13 protein-coding genes are annotated in these 18,304 nt (G+C 64.5%); 4 read left to right on the top strand and 9 right to left on the bottom strand.

Going from position 1 to position 18,304, the window contains the following annotated elements; genetic code table 11:
• Positions 1-71 precede the first annotated feature (71 nt).
• From AC04MD_RS17045 to AC04MD_RS17035, 3 genes are all read right to left on the bottom strand, one after another.
• The gene (locus AC04MD_RS17045) at positions 72-512 is read right to left on the bottom strand and encodes a DUF2147 domain-containing protein (protein WP_475498455.1); all 441 of its coding nucleotides are present in this window, start codon (positions 510-512) and stop codon (positions 72-74) included.
• Positions 513-601: 89 nt separating this feature from the next.
• Positions 602-1,498: a hypothetical protein gene (locus tag AC04MD_RS17040; protein WP_475498454.1), complete on the bottom strand. Its 897-nt coding sequence runs from the start codon at positions 1,496-1,498 to the stop codon at positions 602-604.
• 58 nt (positions 1,499-1,556) lie between these two features.
• Positions 1,557-3,557, bottom strand: coding sequence for an alpha/beta hydrolase family protein (locus tag AC04MD_RS17035; protein WP_475498453.1), 2,001 nt, complete (start codon positions 3,555-3,557; stop codon positions 1,557-1,559).
• A gap of 281 nt (positions 3,558-3,838) precedes the next feature.
• Between AC04MD_RS17035 and AC04MD_RS17030 the strand changes: the two genes are divergently transcribed.
• Positions 3,839-5,452: a tetratricopeptide repeat-containing sulfotransferase family protein gene (locus AC04MD_RS17030; protein ID WP_475498452.1), complete on the top strand. Its 1,614-nt coding sequence runs from the start codon at positions 3,839-3,841 to the stop codon at positions 5,450-5,452.
• 55 nt (positions 5,453-5,507) lie between these two features.
• Here the strand turns inward: AC04MD_RS17030 and AC04MD_RS17025 are convergent, their stop codons facing one another.
• Both AC04MD_RS17025 and AC04MD_RS17020 read right to left on the bottom strand, forming a co-directional pair.
• Entirely contained in the window at positions 5,508-8,342 is a 2,835-nt protein-coding gene (locus AC04MD_RS17025; protein ID WP_475498451.1) for a TonB-dependent receptor plug domain-containing protein, read from the bottom strand.
• Between the two features lie 296 nt (positions 8,343-8,638).
• Positions 8,639-11,485: a TonB-dependent receptor plug domain-containing protein gene (locus AC04MD_RS17020; RefSeq protein ID WP_475498450.1), complete on the bottom strand. Its 2,847-nt coding sequence runs from the start codon at positions 11,483-11,485 to the stop codon at positions 8,639-8,641.
• Positions 11,486-11,714: 229 nt separating this feature from the next.
• Here AC04MD_RS17020 and apbC point away from each other — a divergent pair, with 229 nt between their 5' ends.
• The 3 genes from apbC (at position 11,715) to AC04MD_RS17005 (ending at position 15,193) form a co-directional block, all read left to right on the top strand.
• Positions 11,715-12,728 (top strand): iron-sulfur cluster carrier protein ApbC, encoded by a 1,014-nt coding sequence (gene apbC / locus AC04MD_RS17015; protein WP_475498449.1) that lies wholly within the window; start codon positions 11,715-11,717, stop codon positions 12,726-12,728.
• 95 nt (positions 12,729-12,823) lie between these two features.
• Positions 12,824-13,396, top strand: coding sequence for a dCTP deaminase (dcd, locus tag AC04MD_RS17010; RefSeq protein ID WP_187573005.1), 573 nt, complete (start codon positions 12,824-12,826; stop codon positions 13,394-13,396).
• 51 nt (positions 13,397-13,447) lie between these two features.
• A complete protein-coding gene (locus AC04MD_RS17005) occupies positions 13,448-15,193 on the top strand; it encodes a tetratricopeptide repeat-containing sulfotransferase family protein (RefSeq protein WP_475498448.1) in 1,746 nt (581 codons plus the stop codon).
• A 24-nt stretch (positions 15,194-15,217) separates the two neighbouring features.
• Here the strand turns inward: AC04MD_RS17005 and pcp are convergent, their stop codons facing one another.
• Genes pcp through AC04MD_RS16985 form a run of 4 tightly spaced genes read right to left on the bottom strand, consistent with a single transcriptional unit; the run spans position 15,218 to position 18,293 of the window.
• Positions 15,218-15,871, bottom strand: a complete 654-nt coding sequence (pcp, locus tag AC04MD_RS17000; protein ID WP_475498447.1) for a pyroglutamyl-peptidase I — start codon at positions 15,869-15,871, stop codon at positions 15,218-15,220.
• Positions 15,872-15,890: 19 nt separating this feature from the next.
• Entirely contained in the window at positions 15,891-16,856 is a 966-nt protein-coding gene (locus AC04MD_RS16995; RefSeq protein WP_475498446.1) for a DUF979 domain-containing protein, read from the bottom strand.
• Complete coding sequence (locus tag AC04MD_RS16990; RefSeq protein WP_475498445.1) at positions 16,843-17,544, bottom strand: DUF969 domain-containing protein; 702 nt, start codon at positions 17,542-17,544, stop codon at positions 16,843-16,845. The genes AC04MD_RS16995 and AC04MD_RS16990 overlap by 14 nt, the downstream gene beginning before the upstream one ends.
• Positions 17,541-18,293, bottom strand: coding sequence for a 5-oxoprolinase subunit PxpA (locus AC04MD_RS16985; protein ID WP_475498444.1), 753 nt, complete (start codon positions 18,291-18,293; stop codon positions 17,541-17,543). The genes AC04MD_RS16990 and AC04MD_RS16985 overlap by 4 nt, the downstream gene beginning before the upstream one ends.
• Positions 18,294-18,304 lie beyond the last annotated feature (11 nt).

Here is an 18,304-nt window from a genome sequence, read left to right as displayed (position 1 = left end):
CGCTCTTTCCTTGGCCCAAACGCAACAGGCCCGGCATTGCCGGGCCTGTGTCGTGGACGCTCCGCGAGGACTTACTGGCGGATCCAGGTCTGCGACTTGCAGATGAAGGCGATGCAGCCGGAGACCTCCAGCTTCTTGCCGCCCTCGATCAGTTCCATCTTGGACTTGTAGATCTTGCCCTCGTCGGGCTTGAGGATCGTGCCGCCGGCGTACTCGCCGCCGCCCTCGGCCTTCATACCGCGGATGATTTCCATGCCGGTGATCGGCTTGTTCCTGCGGTCGTCCTTGCACTTGTCGCAGGTCGGGTTCGGCTTGCTCGGGTTGATCAGCTCGACGATGCGGCCGGTGATCGTGCCGTTGGCGGCCTGGGTGATCTCGACGAAGGACTTCGGCTTGCCGGTTTCGCTGTCGATGGTCTTCCAGCGGCCGACCACCGGGTCGGCGGCCGATGCCACCAGCGACAGGGCCATCAGCGGAGCGGCCAGCATCGCGGCCATCAGGATCTTGCGCATGTTCCCCTCCCAGGGATGTAGGTCAGCCCCGCCGGCGACGACCGGCGGGATGACGCTGTTATACCGCATCCGGTGGGGTATGGAAGGGCTCATCCGTCCTTTCGCGTGCCGAGTTCGCTGTCGCTCCGTTCAGGTGTTTCCGGCTCTTTCGCATCCACATCGGGATTCGCGCCGGGGATGCGGGAGGCGGGTTGGGGGGCGGGGAGCTGTTCCACGTCGCCCACGCTCACGCGGCCGATGCGGGGCTTCATCCAGACGTTGTCATGCCAAGCCTGGTACTGCTTCGGATCCCAGTATTTCTCGTCGAAGAACTTGCTGCCATCGATCTGCTCGAACCCGTTCGGTCCGGGCACATAGATCTGCACGTTGCCCGTGAAGCCCGTGCGGCTGCCGGTGATCTTCTTCCGTTCGCGGCGCAGGACGGTTGCGATGCGCGGCTGCGCCGCCTCGTCGCCGTACTTGGCGTACAGCGCTGCGCCCTCTTCCAGCGCGCGCTGGCGCTCGGCGTCACTCAGTGCGCTCCAGTAGCGCTCGCGCAGGCCGAGAAAACCCGCGTAGCCCCTCTCTGCCGCAAGGTCCATCCATGCGTAGGCGAGTGCCAAGTCCTTGGGCGCGCCTTGGCCGTTCCAGAGCATTTCGGCCACCATGCCCTGCGACGGCTTGTCCGCATAGAACGCAGCCCGTTGGAAGAACTTCAGCGCATCTTCGTACCGCCCTTGCTTGAATTCCTCCATGCCATGCAGGCGGTAACGCAGGTCGGGGTGCGCCGACAGAAATCCTGCCGACAGCATCAGCCTGTCCTGGGTCGGATCCGGTGCGGCCACGTTCTGCGCCATCACGCCCTGCGTCGCGACCGGTAGGCACAGGGACGCCAGCATGATCATGGTGTTGAGCGGCTTCATGAATGTCCTTTTCCCCGAGTGAGTGCCGACCATTCTGTGAATTCGCCGGCGTGCATGCCCGTATCGAAAGTCACGATGGGGCAATGGAAAGAAAAACGGCCGACCCCGATGGGCCGGCCGTCGACAACGCCATATGTGCGGGTCAGTTGCCCTTGCTGGGAGCGCCGACCGTCACGGTTCCACCGATGTGGCGGGAGAAGAAGTCCAGCATGGTGGTGTAGAGCTTCACACGATTCTCGACATCGTAGAAACCATGCATTTCACCCGACTGGATGATCATGCCCTCCGGCGGATTGCCGGCCGCGATCAGCGCCTTGTTCATCAACTCGGTCTGCTCCGGCGGAGTGCGCACGTCGCGTGCACCCGCTGCGAGGTAGACCGGAATCTTCACCTCGCCAGCGCGGCGCGCCGGTGAATTCTCGGCCCATGACTTCGTGTCGCTGCCATGCGTGCGGCGAAGATAGCGCTGACCGGATTCGCGTTCGGGGATGTCGCCTTTCTTGAACATCATGTCCACGTCATACACGCCGACATAGCCGAAGGTGCACTGGAACAGGCCGGGCGCGCGGATGGGGGCCATCAGCGAGGAATAGCCGCCGAAACTGCCGCCGTAGATGCAGATGCGGTCCTTGTCGGCATAACCTTGGCCGATAGCCCACTGCGTGGCATCGATGATGTCGTTCTGGATGCCCTGTCCCCACTGCAGGTGCCCAGCGTCCTGGAACGCCTTGCCGTATCCACCCGAGCCGCGGTAGTTGACCTGCAGCACGGCGTAGCCACGACTGGCCAGCAGTTGCGCTTCCCAGTTGAAGCCCCAGTTGTCGCGCGGGCCGATCGGGCCGCCATGTGGGTTGACGATCAGGGGCAGATTCTTGCCGTTGGACCCGTGCGGCAGGGTGAGGTAGCCGTGTACAAGCTTGCCGTCGCGCGAGGTGAAGTTGAAGGGCTTCACCGAGGCCATCTTCTTCTTGTCGAGTTCCGGCTTGCGTTGCATCAAGAACCGCGCCTTGCCGGTGTCGCGATCGTAGAGGTAGAGCTCGCCGGGATTGCTGTCGCTGTATACGCTGACAATGATCTTCTTGCCGTCCTGCGTCTGGCTCGCGAAGTCGACCATCTGTCCTTCGAACGCACCTGCCAGCGATGCATAGATTTCGGCGTCCGGGCTGTTCTCGTCAATCAGCTTGACGGCGGGAGCACCGGCCTCGGTAACGACGCCGACCAGCGTGGATTCGTCGGTGGACCAGATGTAGTCGGATACCTCGGCAATCTTGTCCTGGAACAAGGGCGTGAACTCACCGGTCGCGGTGCTAAGCGTGCCAACAGCCGCAGGGGATTTGCCATCGTCCTGTTCTGCATAAACAGTGCCGGTCACGGTCGTACGGATCACCGAAAGGTGTTTGCCGCCCGACTTGGAGGCGTTGACCAGCGTCCAACCCTTATCATCGCGCCTATACAGTTCGGTGCGCTCGTCGTACTCGCCTTCTTCATCCTTGCTGGACGAGCAGACAGCAAACCGCGGCTGCTTGCCGGCGTCCAGCGCGATGCTGCAGTTCTCCTTGGGCGCGCGGCCCAGGGAAATGCGGCGCCCGCTCAGCGTGTCCATGCGATAGACCTCGGTACCCACGCCCTCCGAAGATCGCGGGCTGGTGGCCTGCATGATGACGTTCTGGTCATCGTCGCGCAGCGTGTCCAGCAGCGAGAACCGCTCTGAACCCACGGTCTTGCCGCGCTGGGTCGCATCGCGCGTTCCGTAGAAGATCAGCGGGCGCGGCTGACTGCCGTCGGCGTTCACGGCGAACCACTCGCCGGTATTGAAGGGCTGTGCGTAGCCCCCCAGCTTCTTGATCGCGTTGAACATCAGGCGATCGGGACTGACCCAGTAGAAACTGCCTACGCTCTTGCTGTCGGGCAACTGATTGACTTTGACCAGCTTCAAGTCGCTGGTGCGCATGACGGCGAGGACATCCTGCTCGCCCTTGTCGACCGTGACGGCAAGGTACTCGCCATTGGGCGAGATCTTCACTGTGCCGTAAGCGGGATGCGAGACGAAGTCACGCACCGACTGGAGTGTCGCCGCCTGCCCAGGCACCGCCAGCACGCACGCAAGCGCCAGCATCGATGTCGCAAGTAAGGATTTCTTCATTACTCCCCCAATTAAAAATCGCCCCGGATGAAAACAGCTCGGCGACGGCGACTTCCTGCCATCGCGGCACGCCTGCTGTAGCGTGACTGGATGCCGACTTTAGCAGGAAAATTTCGGCCATTGACACCTCCTGGCGCGGCGTGGGGCCGTGGGCGGAACCAGCCTAGCGTGGGCACAGGGCCCATGTGCTGGGCCTTGCCACGGCAGGTTGGCCGCCACCGACCGGAGCGCGCGACTGTAAGATGCAGTCCTGCAAACACGTGACTTGGGCCGCCTATTTCATGTCTGAAACCCACGGCTCGGCCAGCGAAGCAAAAACCTGGGCGGCTCGCCAGTACCTCATCGCGGTTGAGGCGTCAAACAGGGGCGACTGGCAACGTGCGCTGCCGGTGTTAAGGGCGTTGGTAGTGGCGAATCCGGAGCTGCCGCGTGTTCACCATCTGCTTTCGGTCGCCGCGCTGGCAACCGGCTCGCTTGAGGAGGCGCTGACGCATTCCCAGAAGGCCGCGGAGCTCAAGCCAGGTGACGTCGACCTCCTGCTGCAGGCGGCGCGCGCCATTTCCCAGGCCCGCTCTCCCCAACAGGCGCTGGCGCTGGCGCATGAGGCCGTGCCCCTGGCATGGAGCAACGCGTCGACCTGTCAGCAACTCTCCGTGATCTTCGCTAGGGCCAATGCATACGAGTCTGCGAGTCGCTTGAGTGCCCGAGCGCTCGAACTTCTCCCGGAGGACACGCGCAACGTCTTCAACCATGCCACTACCTCGTTGTTCAATGGGGATCTTCAGGCTGCGGAGGCGGCCTACCGCCAGGTGCTGGTTCGCCAGCCTGCTCATGCGCAGGCACACCTGGGTCTGGCGCAGCTGAAGAAGTGGACACCGAAGGTGAACAACATCCAGCGTCTGACAGCAAGCCTTGAGGGGACACGCGATGCCGCGAGCAGGATGTACCTCCATCTGGCGCTGGGAAAGGAATATGAGGACATCGGTCACTATGCGAGCGCCTTCCGCCATTTCACCGCGGGCAAGACAACCGGCAAGGCACTTCTACGCTTCGGTACGCAAGTCGATCACGCGTGTTTCGATGCACTTGCGACCGAATTCGCCAGCGCAGGCAGTGCGATCGGATACCCAAGCGAGGAACCCATCTTCGTCGTCGGCATGCCTCGCACGGGTACCACGTTGGTTGATCGCATCCTGTCGAGCCATTCCTCGGTGCAGTCGATTGGCGAAGTGCTCAATTTTCCCTCCCTGGTCAAGCGTGCGGGGCGTACAAAAACGCCCCGCCTGATCGACGCGGATACCGTACTGGCTGCGAGGCCGCTCGATTGGGAAGCGCTCGGCGCGGGCTACATCGATAGCACCAGGCCATTGACCGGAAGCTTCCCGCGCTTCGTCGACAAGCACCCCCACAATTTCCTCTATCTGGGAATGATCGCCAGTGCCCTTCCCAGGGCAAGAATCATCGGGGTGCGACGGAATCCCCTGGATACGTGTCTCTCCAACTTCCGACAACTTTTCTCGCCAGCGTCTCCCTACCACGGCTACTCTTTCGACTTGGTCGAGACGGGACGATACTTCGTGAGGTTCGACCGGCTGATGCAGTATTTCGAGCGCCTGCTGGGCGATCGCATCCTGTGGATCGACTACGAAGACCTCATTTCGGACCAGGAGCACCAGACCCGGCGACTGCTGGACTTCTGTGGACTCGACTGGCAGCCGCAATGCCTTCGGTTCGAACGCAACGCCGCGCCCGTGGCCACTGCCAGTGCAGCGCAGGTCCGCGGCACGCTGCATCGCGATGCCCAGGATCGGTGGCGCCGCTATGCCGATGATCTGCAGCCTCTGATCGCATTGCTCCATTCCGAAGGTTTGGCTGCGCCAGCACGGCAAACCTGAGAGAAAAAGGAGCCCGGTTTCCCGGGCTCCCCTGCATCACAGCATGGAACAGGCCTCAGCGCAGCTTGTAGCTGAACTGCACGAACACTTCGCGGCCGATGACGCCGGAGTAGTAGGTGCTCCAGAAGAAGGGATACGCCAGATCCTCGTCAAACAATGGCTTCTTGTCGAGCAGGTTCTGGACCTGGAACGACACGGTCGCCTTGTCTGTGATTTCCTTCGATACGCCGGCATTCCAGATTACGAAGCTGCCGCCGCGGCCCTTGTCCGGATCGCCGAGGGGCAGGGAACCCAGGCGGTAGCCGTTGACGTTGGCCGCCCAGTCGTCCAGCTGCCAACTCGCGCTCCAGTTGAAGCGGCTGCGGAAGTTCAGGGTGCGCTGGTTCACCAGGTCGTCGCGGTCATCGATGATGCCGTCGCCGGGGAACAGCTCGATTTCCTTCTTTAGAACGTGGGTCCAGGCAAGTTCGAAATCGAAATCGCCCAGACGATCCGTATCAAGCCCGTACTTGAAGTTCACGTCGATGCCGCTGGTACGGCTGAGCGACTGGTTGACCGGGAAGGACCTGTACTCGTCGACCTGGTTGTCGCGGAAGGGCGAGTCGGTACGGGTGACCAGGCCGGTGAAGAACTGGCAGGCGGCAGAGTTCTGATCGACGCTGTTGCCGGCGCGATCGGTGACCAGCAGGCAGGACGCTTCTTCGCGGAACAGGTAGGACGTGAAGATGTCGTCCACACCGCCGGTCAGTTCGATGTCGTACCAGTCCGCGCTGATCGACATCTGGTCGGTGATGTCCCAGACCACGCCGAACGTCGTGGACTTGCCTTCTTCTTCCTCTAGGTCAGTGCTGCCGCGGCGGATGCCCTGCACCTGATAGTTGTAATCGGCGTCGCTCGAGCAGGCTGTGCCCTGCGGATTCAAGCCATCACGCCGGCAACGGTATTCATCGACGATCGAGGTGAAGAAGCCCGACTCGCCCGCGTACACATAGTGCATGTCGGGGGCGCGGAAACTGGTGCCGTGGCTGCCGCGGAAGAGCAGGCTTTCGACAGGACGCCACTCAAGGCCGACCTGCCAGGTGACTGCGTCGTCCACGTTGGTGACGTCGTCGTACTTATCGTAGCGGCCGGCCACGCTCGCTTTCAGGCTGTCGAGAATCGGGATGCTGAACTCCAGGCCCAGTGCGTAGCGGTCACGCTCGCCACCGCCGCCCGTATCGGAATAGTTATAGATGGGCTCGTTGCCGGTGTAGCCAGGCAACGTGCGCGGATCGGGCGTCAGTTCATAGCTCTGACGGGCCGCTTCGATGACTGCTGCGGCGCCGAATGCACCCGCCGGCAGCTCGAAGAGGTCGCCCGACACGGTGAAATTCGCTTGGGTGACGTCGGATTCGGCCTTGCCAATCAGGGTGGTGTTCAACGACTGGAATGTCGCGGCATCGATCGGATTGAAGAAACGTGCCTGATTCAGCTCGTAGACCGGGTAGGCATCGAAGTATGGGTCGAAGCCCTGCTGTTCGCCCAGGAAATACTCGGTGAGTCTGTTGGCGAGAAAGCGCGGGCGCCGCGTCTCGATTCTGTATTCCGCCCGGGACACCGTCGCATCCCAGTCGAAGCGATCCGAGAGCATGGTGCCGCGCAGGCCGAACGCGACGTCGAACGCACGCTCGTCGGATGTCGCGTTCTGTGCACCCGGGCCGCCGACTTCGGCAGGCGTGAAGATGCGCTGCAGATTGACGAATGCACCGCCGCCGGGACCGGTGAAGTCCGACTCCAGGTTCGGGTCGAAGAAATCAGAGCTGGACCAGAACTGGGTGGCACTCGCGAAAGTGGCCTTTGAGCGGGAGGCGCTCAGCTGCGCCCAGCCCTGCAATCCGTTGTCGAAGTCGAAAGTACCGTACAGATATCCGGACTGGTTGCTGTCCGAGTTCCGGATCGCCTGAGTCGCGGGATAGCCGAAGTAGCCGCAGCGCGGTCCGGTGTAAACCGACGAAGTTTCGAAGTAGTACGCTTGGAACTCGCTGAACCGGGCGCAGGTAGCCTCGCCTCCGTCCGGAAAGACACGGTTGCTGTTGGCAATATCGAATACAAGCAAGCCTTCGACGGCATTGACGTCATCCGGATCCACGCCCGGTTCGTCAAAGTACGAGTCCATGAACTTGCGCTGCGAGGCGAAGATGGCTTCACGTTCGACGGCTTCGAATGCATAGACGACGCTCCAATTGTCGCCGGTCTTGCCGCCGATCCACTGGAAGCGGCCCGAGTCGCCACCGCCTTGCGTGGTCGTGCCCGCGCGGAGGCTGAACTGGTCGCCTTCGTAGTTCGTCTTCATGATCAGATTGACGACGCCGGCCACCGCGTCGGAACCGTAGATCGCCGATGCACCACCGGTCAGGACTTCGACGCGCTCCAATGCAGCGGCCGGGATGTTGGCCAGGTTCACCGCATTGGATTGGGAGTTGTAGGGCAGGGGATAGTCGGCCGCGCGGCGACCGTTGATCAGGATCAGCTGATAGCCCGGGCCTAAACCTCGCAGATTCAGGAAGCTGGCGTTGGGCGTGAACCCGTTCTGGTTCAGTTCGTTCTGGATTGATGCGGTGTTCTGGGTAAGCGAGTTCAGCGCGTCGTAGACGGTGGCGAAGCCTTCGCGTTCGATCTCGGCGGCCGTGATCACGGTGACGGGTGCAGGACCTTCCACTTCCGCGCGCTTGATGCGTGAGCCGGTGACGGTCACCTTGTCCAGCGTAGCGGTGCTCTGCTGCTGCGACTCGTCCGTGGTCGAGTCGGCATCTTGCGCGAAAGCGCTTCCTGCGAATGGCACCACCAAGGCGGTGATCAATGCCGCGCTCAGGCGGCTGCGCTTGAGCGCACTCGGATTGCGAACTGACATGTAGTGAATCCCCAAAATGTCGATAGGTGATGCGGTCCCCAGCGAACGTGTCCTTTGCCCTTACCGCACATAAACGTCCTGTCACTCGAAAACTAACATGCGATTAACAGTGGTGGTCGTAACAGATGGATGCGTTACCCAGATTACTGCACAAAGAGTGACAAGTATCACAATTTCCGCTCATTCAAGTCGCTTTGGCGAGTTTCCGACCGAAATTTTGTTGCAATTGCAACAAAATTCGACGCAAAAAAAGCCCGGCGCGAGGCCGGGCTTTTTTAACGCTTATCAGCTCACTATCAGTTGAACTTGTATTCCAGCTCAAGCGCCACTTCGCGCCCGATCGGGCTGAAGGCACGCCAGAAGTACGGGTAAGTGTTGTACCCGTCGTCACGCGGATGGACCTTGTCGAAGACGTTGTTGACGTAGAAGTTCACGCCGAGCTTTTCGGTGACCTGCTTGCCCACGCTCATGTTGTAGACGATGTACGGAGCGATGCGGCCGGTTTCCTGCCAGTTCGGCAGGCTACCGTAACGCAGGGCGAACACTGCGGCCTGCCAGTCGTTCTTCTGCCAGGTCGCCGTCGCACGGACGCGGCTGCGGAAGTCGAAGTTGGTCAGGTCGTCGCGGTAGTCCAGGATCGGATCACCCTTGAACTGCGAGGTGGTCTGTTCCAGCGTGTGCGAGTAGCCCAACTGCAGACGGAAGTCGCCGAGGCGATCGGTGTCCAGACGATAGTCCAGCGTGGCGTCGATGCCCTTGGTTCCGAGGAACGCGCGGTTGATCGGGCCGCGGCGGATTTCGGTGATCTGGCCATCGTTCGGCGTGCCCGGAGCGCTCAAGCGGCTGACACGCGACAGCATGTCGTTGCAGAACGCGGAGCCAGGTGCGCCGAGCGTGAAGGGCTGGCGATTCCGGGTCAAACCCGTGACGCAGCCGGCTTCACCGTCGAGGATGTACGCCGTGGTGATGTCGGCGACCGCATCTTCCAGTTCGATGTGGTAGTAGTCCGCGCTGACGGACAGGCCGTCCATGATGTCCCACACCACACCGGCGGTCCAGGACTTGCCCGTCTCTTCGGTCAGGTCGGTCGTGCCCTGGCGGACACCGAACGACGTGTAGTTGATGGTGGTGTCGCTGGTCGGGCACTGCGCCGCAGTACGGCCGCTTTCGAGGCACCGCCGGGTGTCGAACACGGCGCTGAACGAGCCACTGCGCTCGGCGAACACATAGTGCATGTCCGGCGCACGGAAGCTGGTGGAGTACGAGGCACGGAACAGCAGGCTGTCCAGCGGACGGAACTCGAGGCCGGCGTTCCAGGTCTTGGCATCATCGACCGAAGTGATGTCGTCGTACTTGTCGTAGCGGCCGGCGACACTCGCCTTGAGCATCGAGAAGATCGGGATCGAGAACTCCACGCCGAGCGCGTAGCGATCGCGGTCGCCGCCGCCGCCGGTGCCGGTCAGGTTGTACGGACGGTCCGTGCCGGTGTAGTCGGGCAGGATGCGCGGATCGGCGGTAAGCGTGTACTCCTGCTGCGATGCTTCCAGCACCGCTGCGAAAGCCAGCGGTCCAGCTGGCAGTTCGAACAGGTCACCGGCGATGGTGAACGAACCTTGGTTAACGAAAGATTCTGCGTCGGTCTTGACCACGGTATTGAGCGCGGCGAACTGTTCCGGGGTCAGCGCCGAGTAGTAGCGCGATTGGTTGAGGCGATAGACGGGGTATGTCACGCCTCCGACGACCTGCGTACGGAGCTGCGGACCGAGGAACCAGTCGTTCACGGCGGTGGACAGCAGACGCGGACGGTCCACCTTCACCCGATACTCTGCGCGCGACAGAGTCACGTCCCAGTCAAAGCGATCGGCGATGGTGCCGCGCAGGCCGAAAGCGAGGTCATAGGACTTCTCGTCATTCTTGGCCAGCAGGTTTTCCACGCCGCCGGCTTCTTGCGGGGTGAAGACGCGCTGCGCATCGACCAGCGCATTGAATCCCTCGTCGAACCACAGAGCACCGACGGTCCGGCCACCCCAGAACTGGGTGCCGGCACCGTACTTGGCCTTGGAGGTCCAGGCCTGCAAGCTGCCCCAAGCTTGCATGTCGTTCTCGAAGTCGTACGTGCCGAAGATGTAACCGGACAGATCGCTGTTGCCGTTCCGGATGGTCTGGTAGGCCACGTCCTTGAACGAGCCGCAAGCTTGGCCGAGATTGGTGATGACACCCGTAGCAGTGGCAGAGCGGTAGTTCCAGCGCACCCACTCGTCACCGAGTTGCTCACACGCACCTGCCGGCGGCGCGAAATACGAGCCAGCCGTCGAACCGGTGCGGCGACGCACACGCATGGTGCCGGTCGGCTGGATGCCGACGAAATCCGGCGGCAACGGGTTATCGAGCGAGGAATCCATGAACTCACGCTGGAAGGCGTACAGCGGCTCGCTGTTGTAGTACTCGGCTGCGTAGGTGACGCTCCAGTTCTCGCCGGTCTTCCCGCCGATCCACTGGACATCGCCGACGTCGCCGCCGCCGCGAGTGGTCGTGCTGCCACGGACCTTCAAGATGTCGCCTTCGAAGTTCGTCTTCAGGATTACGTTGATCACGCCTGCGACCGCGTCAGAGCCGTAGATGGCGGAAGCGCCACCGGCAAGCAATTCGATGCGGTCCACCGCCGCGGCGGGGATGTTGCCGAAGTTCGCGAAGTTGCTCTGTCCGTTATAAGGCAGCGGATAGTCGGCTGCGCGGCGGCCGTTGATCAGCAGCAGGGTGCGGCCGGGGCCGAGGCCACGAAGGTTGATAACGCTGGCATTCGGCGTGAAACCGCCCTGGAAGATTTCGTTCTGAGCCGCACCGCCAGCCTGGGTGAGGGTATTCAACGCGTCGTAGACGGTGTTGAAGCCTTCACGCTCGATCTGGGCCGAGGTGATGACGGTCACCGGCGAGGGGCCTTCGATTTCGGTGCGCTTGATGCGCGAGCCGGTCACGGTGACCTTGTCCAGCGTTGCGGTAGATCCCGACGAAGGTGCAGTGGTCTGAGCCTCTTGGTTGCCGTCCTGCGCCAAAGCAGCGCCGGAGAACGGCACAACGAGGGTGGCGATCAGAGCCGCGCTCAGGCGGCTGCGCTTGAGCGCATTCGTATTGCGAACTGACATGTGATGAATCCCCTAAACTGTCAATGGATGCGACCCCCAATTGGCTGATCCATCAGCCCCGGCCGCACGTAAACGTCCTCGTGACTCGACGTTAACATGGGATTAACGTCTGCGCCCATAGCACAAAAAGATGTTACATCCGTTACCGCGTGAAATGTGAAGTAGGTCACAAAAATTATCTTGAGTGGACTCGGAATTGGAATATCTGTCTCAAATCACATTGCCGGACTTGCCCGAAAAGCTGAACAAGGGGCTGCTTTGGAACGCTTCGCGAGGTCCGTCGGGAGTCGAGGTTTCCTTACAGGCCGGCTTTCCGCTGGGCAGCTTCAAGCAAGGCACCGAATCGCTGGTCGCCGATGTCCTGGAAGCGCGCGGGGAGCGATTGGCCTCGCTCTCGCTCGTCTCCCGCATCGCCTCCCACGCCGTCCAGGGGACTCTGTCGCCGCACCCCCGTGTCCGCAACGTCATCGCGGTCGGCTCCGGCAAGGGCGGGGTGGGGAAGTCGACCACTTCGGTGAACCTGGCGCTGGCGCTGGCGGCCGAAGGCGCCCGGGTCGGCGTGCTGGACGCGGACGTCTACGGACCCAGCGTGCCGGCCATGCTGGGCCTGTCGGGGCGTCCGGAGAGTCTCGACAACAAGTCCATCGAGCCGATGCGGGCGTTCGGGGTGGAAGCCATGTCGATCGGCCTGCTGGTCGACCAAGATACCCCGATGATCTGGCGCGGCCCGATGGCCACCTCGGCGTTGATGCAGCTGTTCACCGACACTGTCTGGGGCGACCTGGACTACCTGCTGGTGGATCTGCCGCCGGGCACGGGCGACATCCAGCTGACCCTGGCGCAGAAGATCCCGGTCGCCGGCGCGGTCATCGTCACCACGCCGCAGGACATCGCCACGCTGGACGCCAAGAAGGCGTTGAAGATGTTCGAGAAGGTCGAGGTGCCGGTGCTGGGCATCGTCGAGAACATGGCGGTCCACACCTGTTCCAGCTGCGGCCATGTCGAACACCTGTTCGGCCAGGGCGGGGGCGAACGGATGGCGGCGCAGTACGGCGTGCCGCTGCTGGGCTCGCTGCCGCTGGACATCGCGATCCGCGAGCAGGGCGATGCCGGCCGGCCGGTTGTGGTCGCCGCGCCCGACTCGCGAGTGGCGCAGGCCTACCGTCAGACCGCTCGGGTCATGGCCGCGACGCTGGCCCAGCGCCCGCGTGCGCCCTTGTCCATCGTGTCCTCGCTGGTCTAGCCGGCCGGCGCAGACGGCGGGCCGAGGCCCGCCCTACAATTCCCCGTCCGCCGCGCATCGTCCGCGCGGCCTTCGCCCACCACACCAGGATTTGCATGAGCATCAAGAGCGACCGTTGGATCCGCCGCATGGCCGAGCAGCAGGGCATGATCGAGCCGTTCGAACCGGGACAGGTCAAGCAGGCCAACGGCCAGCGCATCGTCAGCTACGGCACGTCCAGCTACGGCTACGACGTGCGCTGCTCGCGCGAGTTCAAGGTGTTCACCAACATCAACTCCACCATCGTCGACCCGAAGCACTTCGACCCGAAGAGCTTCGTGGACATCGAAGCGGACGAATGCATCATCCCGCCGAACAGTTTCGCGCTGGCGCGCACGGTGGAGTTCTTCCGCATCCCGCGCGACACGCTGGTGGTCTGCCTGGGCAAGAGCACGTACGCGCGCTGCGGCATCATCGTCAACGTGACGCCGCTGGAGCCGGAGTGGGAAGGCCATGTGACGCTGGAGTTCAGCAACACCACGCCGCTGCCGGCGCGCATCTACGCCAACGAGGGCGTCGCGCAGATGCTGTTCTTCCAGTCCGATGCGGACGACGTCTGCGAGACCAGCTACAAGGACCGCGGCGGCAAGTACCAGGGCCAGACCGGCGTGACGCTGCCGCGCACCTGAGATGCTGTGCGACCGGCGGCAGGTCTGTCGAACACCTCAGGCGGCTGCCTGATGACTGATCTGGCGGCCGTCTACGATCACCTGCGTGGCGGGCGCGCGGACGAAGCGCGGTCCTTACTGGGCGTCCTGCTGGACAGGGCGCCGCAGGATGCCGCGCTGCATCGCGCGCGCGCCTTGCTGGCGCAACACGCCGGCCGCGAGGACGAGGCACTGGATGCCATGCGCTTGGCCGGCCGACTGGCGCCCGATACCTTCGCTCTTCAGATGGAGTTGGGACAGCTGTTGGCCATGAACCGGTGCGAAGACGAAGCGGTCTTCGCCTTCACGCAGGCCACTCGCCTGCGACCGGACGCGGCAGAGCCCTGGTATCTGCTGGGCATGAGCCTCTATGAGGCGCGGCGCGACGCGGAGGCGCTTCCCGCTTTCATGCAGGCCCATGCGCTGTCACCCGACCAGCCGATGCTGATGCGCGCCCTGGCGGAGACGCACTACGCCCTGGAGCAGCATGCCGAGGCCCTGGCGTTGTACGCGCGCGTGGCGGCTGATGTGCGATCTGCCGACAGCATGCTCTGCCTGCGCCGCGCACAGTGCTTGCGCCGTACGGGCGCGGCCGCGCAGGCACTGGTGGTTGCGGACGCGGGCGTGGCGGATTTTCCCGACGAGCCGACGCTGTGGCTGGAACTCGGCTGGATCCACGAGGACCTGGGCGACGCAGCGCGGGCAACGGCCGCCTACGAGCGCGCCCATGCGCTGCGTCCCGGTTGGGGCGATCCGCTGGCCTGCCTGCTGGCGCTTCAGCGCGAGCGTACGCCCGAGCCGGTGGTGCGGGCAGCGGAAACACTGCTGGCCGATAACAGCCTGCCCGAGCCGGAGCAGGCGTACCTGCACTACGTGCTCGGCAAGCGTGACGACGCGCGCGGTGCGTACGACGCTGCAGCCAACCACTGGACGAGGGCGAATGCCCTGCGGCGACGCATCGACGGTGCGTTCGACCGAGCCGCCTACGCGCGCCAATTGGAGCAGACGATGGCCGCATTCGACCACGACGCGCTGCAGGCATGTGCGGGCAAGGCATTGCACGACACCAGGCCGCTGTTCGTGCTGGGGATGCCGCGCAGCGGGACCACGCTGGTCGAACAGATACTGGCCTCGCACCCGATGGCGCATGGTTGTGGCGAACTCACCGGCATCGCGTCCATTGCGCAGGCGCTAGCGTCCCGGTTCGACCCGACGCGGCCGCAGGACATCGCCGGCGTGGAGGAAACGTGGTTGCGCGACAGGGCGGCGCGCTACCTGGACGAGGCTGCGGCAGGTGCGCCATCCACGGCGACGAGGCTGGTGGACAAGCAGCCCTACAACGTTCCGCATGTGGGACTGTTGTCGATGCTGTTTGCCGATGCGCGCATCGTCTGGTGCCGGCGCGATCCGCGGGACGTCGCCCTGTCGATATTCGGCGAGAGCTTCGCCCCGTCGTCGCTCCATGCGACCGACCTCGACGATATCCGCTGTTTCATGGAAGGCCAGGAGCGCCTGATGCGCCATTGGCAGGCCGTCTCGCCGCTGCCGATCCTGGAAGTGCGGTACGAGTCGCTGGTGGCCAATACCGAGGCGCAGGTCCGGCGACTGCTGGCGTTCGCGGGCCTGCCCTGGCATGCCGGCTGCCTGGATTTCCACGACACCGTACGACAGGTGCAGACGCTCAGCCGTTGGCAGGTCCGCCGACCGATCCATTCCCGCTCGGTAGGGCGGTGGCAGCGATACCCGAGGTGGTTCGATCCTGACGACCAGGCGGTGTAGGGCCGGGTTCGACAACCCGTCGGGTCAGTGCTCCGCGCCCGCCGCGACGCGGGCATCGTGGGGTGTCTTCACTGCCACCTGCACCGCCAGTCGCAGCGCCTCCGCCACGGTATCCACCGCCAGGCTGGGTGCACCCGGGTGTACGGCTGCCTGCGCGGGCGAGTAGGGAATATGGATGAAGCCCGCACGCAGGGCGCGGCGCGCCCGGACCGCATGCATCAGGCCATAGAACACGTGATTGCAGACATAGGTGCCGGCGGTCTGCGAGACCTCCGCGGGAAAGCCTGCGGCGCGCAGTGCTTCACGCATGGCCTTGATAGGCAGGGTCGAAAAGTAGGCGGCAGGACCGCCGTCGACGACGGGCAGGTCGACCGGCTGCGCACCGGCGTTGTCGGGAATGCGCGCGTCGTCGACGTTGATCGCCACCCGCTCCAGCGACAGCTGCGCCCGGCCGCCGGCCTGGCCGACGCAGATCACGAGGGAAGGCTGCGTCTCCTTCAGGGCCGCACGCAGCGCCTTCAGCGACGTGCCGAAGGCCACGGGCAGCTCGCGCGCCACCACGCGATGTCCGGCGATGCGCGCACCCTGCAGCGCGGAGACCGCCTGCCAGCTGGGATTGACCTGCTCGCCGCCGAAGGGCTGGAAGCCGGTCAGCAGGACGGTACGCGTCGTCGTCATCGGATTTCTCTGAACGGGGTCAACGGAAGCAGAGCCATGCCATCAGCAGCACGTTGGTGCCCATCAGCCACAGGCCGGTCGCGGCCTGCGCGCGGATCACGCCGTACTGGTCGTCCAGTTCCAGCAGCACGGCAGGGACGATGTTGAAGTTCGCGGCCATCGGCGTGAGCAGCGTGCCGCAGTAACCGGTCAGCATGCCGATGGCGCCGAGGACGGCGGGATCGGCGCCGTGGCGTTGCACCAGCAGCGGCAGGCCGATGCCGGCCATCATCACCGGGAACGCAGCAAATGCATTGCCCATGATGATGGTGAAGACCACCATGCCTAGTGCGAATGCCAGCAGGCAGGCCATGCGGTTGTCGGCAGGAATCACCGTCGACACCAGCGACGCCACCGCTTCGCCCACGCCGCTGGCCGCGAACACGCCGCCCAGCGTCGCCAGCACCAGCGGCAGCAGCGCCGCCCAACCCATTGTGTCGAGCAGGCGGCGACCTTCATCGGCTGCCCGCAGCGGCGGTTGCCGCGTCACCACGATCGCCGCGCCGGTCGCGATCACGCACGCCAGCGCCAGGCCGACCAGCGTCATGCCGGTCGGCGCGAACAGCGGCGTGCCGCCGATGGCCAAGTGCGGGCCGGCGAGCACGACGGTGATCGTCAACGCGGGGATCAGCAGCGCCGGCAGGAACAGCCGGTGGCCGAGCCGCAGCGCGGACGCCAGCCGCTCCGACTCCGGCGCTTCATCCAATGGCTCGCGCCGCATGCGCGTGGCGAGCAGGGCGAGCACGAGGACGGCGGCGCCGGCGAGCTGCGCCGGCAAGGCATCGCCGGCCTTGCTGGCGCGCAGCACGAGGTCGCCGCCCGCGAACAGGGCGGCGATCAGGCTCCAGAACGCGGCGTGCGCATAGCGCCGCTGGCGCAGGTTGCGCCACCCGGCATAGGCGAGGAAGGCCGCCAGTACCCAGTAGAAATGCTCAATCGACAGCATCGGGCCGCTCCTCTGCCGCCGGCGTCGCGCGATCCAGCCTGCGCTGGAACAGCACGATGCGCACGGCGTGGATGACGAAGGCGGCGATGGCCGTCGGCAACGCCCACAGCGCGATCTGCAGCGGTTCCAGCTGGATGCCGTGCTGCGCGTAGAAGCCCTGGATCAGCAGCACCGCGCCGAAGGCGAGGAACACGTCCTCGCCGAAGAAGCGCCCGATGTTGTCGGTCGCGGCCGACATCGCATGCACGCGTTGCGTTTCTTCGCGCGACAAGGGGCTTCGCGTCTTGCCCGCGGCGGATTCGGCCATGGGTGCGAGCAGCGGACGCACGGTCTGCGCATGCCCGGCGATGTCGATCAGGCCCACCATGCTCAGGCCCTGCCGCACCAGCAGGTAACCCGATAGCAGGCGCGACAGCGTCAACCCGCGCAGCCGCGCGATCCAGCGCAGCGCATGCTCGCGCAGGCCGGCGCGCTCCAGCAGGCCGATGGTGGGCAACGTCAGCGCGAACATCAGCAGGGCGCGGTTGGATACGAAACTTTCGCCCAGCAGCGCGAGCAGGTCGGGAATCGACTTGCCTGCCGCCAGCCCGCTGACCAAGCCCGCCGTGACCACCACGATGACCGGGTTGAAGCGCAGGACGAAACCCGCCACCACCACCACGATGCCCAGCAGGGGCCAGTAACTCATGCGTGTCGCTCCATGGTGCGGATGGCGAAGCCGTTGGATTCGATGGTCTGCCGGAGTCCGCGTGCGAACGCGGCGGCGCCGGGCCGGTCGCCGTGCAGGCAGATGCTGTCCGCGCGCAGCGGCACCGCTTCGCCCGTGCGCGCGACCACCGTGCCATCCTCCAGCATCCGCGCGACCTGCGCGGCGGCGATGGCCAGGTCCGCGATGCTGGCGTCGCTGTGCGTACGCGGTGTCAGCGTACCGTCGCCTTCGTAGCGACGCTCGGCGAAGGCTTCGTGGGCGACCCGCAGGCCGAGTCGCTCCCCGGCCGCGGTCAATGCGCTGCCCGACAGGCCGTACAGCACCAGGCCCGCGTCGTGGTTGTGCACGGCACGCGCGATGGCCTCGGCGAGGGCGGGATCGCGCGCCGCCTGGTTGTAGAGGGCGCCATGCGGTTTGACGTGGTGGAGACGGCCACCGGCGGCACGGACAAAGCCATCCAGTGCGGCGACCTGGTACAGCGTCAGTGCATAGGCTTCATCGGGCGTGATGGCATGTGCGGTGCGACCGAAATTCTCGCGGTCCGCATGCGACGGGTGCGCGCCGATGGCCACGCCGTGCGCGAGGCACAGCGCGACGCTGCGCTGCATGGTCGCCGGCGACCCGGCGTGGAAGCCGCAGGCGATGCTGGCCGAACTGATGGAGGGAACGATCGCGGCGTCGTCGCCGCAGTCTTCGCCCAGATCGCAATTGAAGTCGATGGTGCGCATGGCCGCGAGCC

It is taken from the genome of Pseudoxanthomonas sp. LjRoot206, assembly GCF_056175725.1.
The sequence above is the reverse complement of the archived record's forward strand: the minus strand, read 5'-3'. Positions and strand labels throughout refer to the sequence as shown.

Bases quoted from the DNA above. Each gene is read 5' to 3' on its own strand.
- AC04MD_RS16990 (WP_475498445.1), bottom strand. From the start codon at position 17,544: ATGAGTTACTGGCCCCTGCTGGGCATCGTGGTGGTGGTGGCGGGTTTC.
- AC04MD_RS17005 (WP_475498448.1), top strand. From the start codon at position 13,448: ATGACTGATCTGGCGGCCGTCTACGATCACCTGCGTGGCGGGCGCGCG.
- dcd (WP_187573005.1), top strand. From the start codon at position 12,824: ATGAGCATCAAGAGCGACCGTTGGATCCGCCGCATGGCCGAGCAGCAG.
- AC04MD_RS17025 (WP_475498451.1), bottom strand. From the start codon at position 8,342: ATGTCAGTTCGCAATCCGAGTGCGCTCAAGCGCAGCCGCCTGAGCGCG.
- AC04MD_RS17020 (WP_475498450.1), bottom strand. From the start codon at position 11,485: ATGTCAGTTCGCAATACGAATGCGCTCAAGCGCAGCCGCCTGAGCGCG.
- AC04MD_RS17035 (WP_475498453.1), bottom strand. From the start codon at position 3,557: ATGAAGAAATCCTTACTTGCGACATCGATGCTGGCGCTTGCGTGCGTG.
- AC04MD_RS17030 (WP_475498452.1), top strand. From the start codon at position 3,839: ATGTCTGAAACCCACGGCTCGGCCAGCGAAGCAAAAACCTGGGCGGCT.
- AC04MD_RS16985 (WP_475498444.1), bottom strand. From the start codon at position 18,293: ATGCGCACCATCGACTTCAATTGCGATCTGGGCGAAGACTGCGGCGAC.
- AC04MD_RS17045 (WP_475498455.1), bottom strand. From the start codon at position 512: ATGCGCAAGATCCTGATGGCCGCGATGCTGGCCGCTCCGCTGATGGCC.
- AC04MD_RS16995 (WP_475498446.1), bottom strand. From the start codon at position 16,856: ATGCTGTCGATTGAGCATTTCTACTGGGTACTGGCGGCCTTCCTCGCC.
- pcp (WP_475498447.1), bottom strand. From the start codon at position 15,871: ATGACGACGACGCGTACCGTCCTGCTGACCGGCTTCCAGCCCTTCGGC.